Origin of the sequence: Hyphomonas sp. UBA3601 (genome assembly GCF_002375605.1) — a bacterium.
Classification (GTDB): domain Bacteria; phylum Pseudomonadota; class Alphaproteobacteria; order Caulobacterales; family Hyphomonadaceae; genus Hyphomonas.
Map to the genome: position 1 here is coordinate 12,249 of NZ_DFME01000135.1, position 2,168 is coordinate 14,416.

Consider the following 2,168-nt stretch of genomic DNA (forward strand, 5'->3'; position numbering starts at 1 on the left):
CTGTTCGAGCGCGTCCAGCGCCACGGCATCAAGCCGGTGAGATATGGAATTGCCATGCTTGCGATAGAAATACATCACGTCCGGCACGCTCATCATCCGCGCTCCGGTCGATAACAGCCGCACGATCAGATCGTAATCTTCGCCAATCCGCATCGTCTCATTATAGCGAAGCGAATTGGCTTCCAGCGCGCTGCGGCGGATCAGTGGCTTGGCATAACCGAGCTTGCTGCCCCGTCCATAAAGCATGTTCGCCTTGATGTATTCGCTCTCCATGATCCTGGCCGGGCGATCCCGCAAATCCCCCTCGAACATCGTGAAGATATTGGCGGGACCGTCGGACTGGAACACGGCAAGATTGTCGATCAGGATATCTGCGCCGGTGTCTTCGGCGGCGGTCAGCATGCGCTCCAACCGGTCGGGACGGATCAAGTCATCGCTGTCCACGATGGCGACCCAATCGCCTTTGGCGCGTTCCAGTGCGTGGTTGCGAACCGGGGCAGGTCCGCCATAACGCGTGCCGCTGAAGACGCTCAGTCGCGCATCCTGTTTCGCGATTTCCTGGGCAATCTCGACGCTCCGGTCGCTGGACCCGTCATCCACAAGGATCAGTTCCAGCGCCGTATTGGTCTGATTCAGGACGGATCTTATGGCGCTGGCAAGAAATGCCTCGCAATTATAGTTCGCCATGATGACCGAAATCATGGGTTTTTGCGGAATCTCATACGCCACGGCGGCCCACCTGTTCATCCTGCTTGGTTACCCCGCTTTTATCGCAAGGCCTGTGCCAATATCGACCAAAATCGACATGAATACCCACATTCCTGTTTTGCGGACGTGGCGCCGACCGGACAGGCATCCTACGCCTGTGGTCAGGTCTCATTAAGACCGCACCGGCAAAGTAATATCTCGGTTCAAGTGACAGGAACACCGCCATGGCAAAACAGAAGCAGCGGCAGATCAGCCTCGCGCTCCAGGGTGGCGGTGCGCATGGCGCCTATACTTGGGGTGTGCTCGATCGGCTGATCGAGGAAGATGATCTTGAAATCAAGGCGATCTCCGCGACGTCCGCCGGGGCGATGAATGCCGTCGCATTCTCGGCGGGCATGGCTGAAAACGGCGTGCAGGGTGCGAAGGATACGCTGGAAGCCCTCTGGCAGGGGATCTCCAAATCTTCCCGCAATGTCACGCCTTATGGCGCGCTCAGTCCGATCGTGTTCGCCTATGCCAGTGCCATGTCGAGCCTGGCGAGCCCTTACGACCTCAACCCATTCAACATCAACCCGCTCCGCGATGTGGTGGAGCAGGTAATCGACTTTTCGAAAGTGGATGAGTCGGGCATCCAACTGTTCCTGTCGGCGACGAATGTCGAATCCGGCCATGTCACCGTGTTCAGTGATGGGGACATCTCCCTCGACGCAGTGCTCGCCTCGGCATGCCTGCCGCAAACCTTCAAGGCCGTGGAGATTGATGGGCAGGCTTATTGGGACGGAGGCTTCATGGGCAATCCCAGCCTCTTTCCCCTGATCTATTCCGGCGCCCCGCGTGACGTATTGCTGGTCATGCTCAACCCGATCCGCCGCGACGGTGTTCCGAAACGTGCCGGGGAGATTCAAGACCGGATGAACGAGATCAGTTTTAATGCCGCCCTGATCGGAGAGCTGCGTGCCATCGCCTTTGTCCAGCGATTGCTTGATGATGGCATGTTGAAAGAGCCAATGCTCAAAAAATACCGCCGTCTGAACATCCATGCCATCAAGGGTGGGCAAGACCTCATGGAGTTCAGCCTAAGGACCAAATACGATACGAGCTGGGACTTCCTGACCAAGCTGAGGGACATTGGCCGGGCGGCGGCGGAAGGTTGGCTTGGCGAATGCGGAGAACTGATCGGCACCAACCAGACCCACCTCGATTTGCGCCGGGAATTTTTCGAGGGCTAGACCCGCTTCAGGAACCAGATCCGCGCTGCGCCATAGTCGCGTGTCTCGACCGGCTCCCATCCGTCTGGCGTGATCGTTTCGTCCGATCCGGTCTCGACCACGGCAAGCGCATTCTCGGCCAGCCATTTTCCAGATACCAGGCCGGCCAGTGCGGGTTCGACGAGGCCCTTACTATAGGGCGGGTCGAGGAAGGCGAGCGTGAAGGGGACGCCGGCGCTGGCGGGCTTCTCG

General features: G+C 58.6%; 3 protein-coding genes. 1 reads left to right on the plus strand and 2 read right to left on the minus strand.

The annotated features are described in order from the left end of the window. On the minus strand, window positions 1-729 hold a 729-nt coding region (locus tag B4F73_RS15330; RefSeq protein WP_290483703.1), incomplete at its 3' end, for a glycosyltransferase family 2 protein. 203 nt (window positions 730-932) lie between these two features. On the opposite strand from B4F73_RS15330, the gene B4F73_RS15335 reads away from it, so the two are divergent. Then, on the plus strand, window positions 933-1,937 hold the full coding sequence (locus B4F73_RS15335; RefSeq protein WP_206992569.1) for a patatin-like phospholipase family protein: 1,005 nt from the start codon (window positions 933-935) through the stop codon (window positions 1,935-1,937). On the opposite strand, the gene B4F73_RS15340 is transcribed toward B4F73_RS15335, so the two are convergent. Further along, window positions 1,934-2,168, minus strand: a 235-nt coding sequence (locus B4F73_RS15340) for an RsmD family RNA methyltransferase (RefSeq protein WP_290483704.1), incomplete at its 5' end; no start/stop codon positions are given. The two genes, B4F73_RS15335 and B4F73_RS15340, sit on opposite strands and share 4 nt — an antisense overlap.

Coding starts and splice junctions, on each gene's coding strand:
- B4F73_RS15335 (WP_206992569.1), top strand. CDS start 933: ATGGCAAAACAGAAGCAGCGGCAGATCAGCCTCGCGCTCCAGGGTGGC.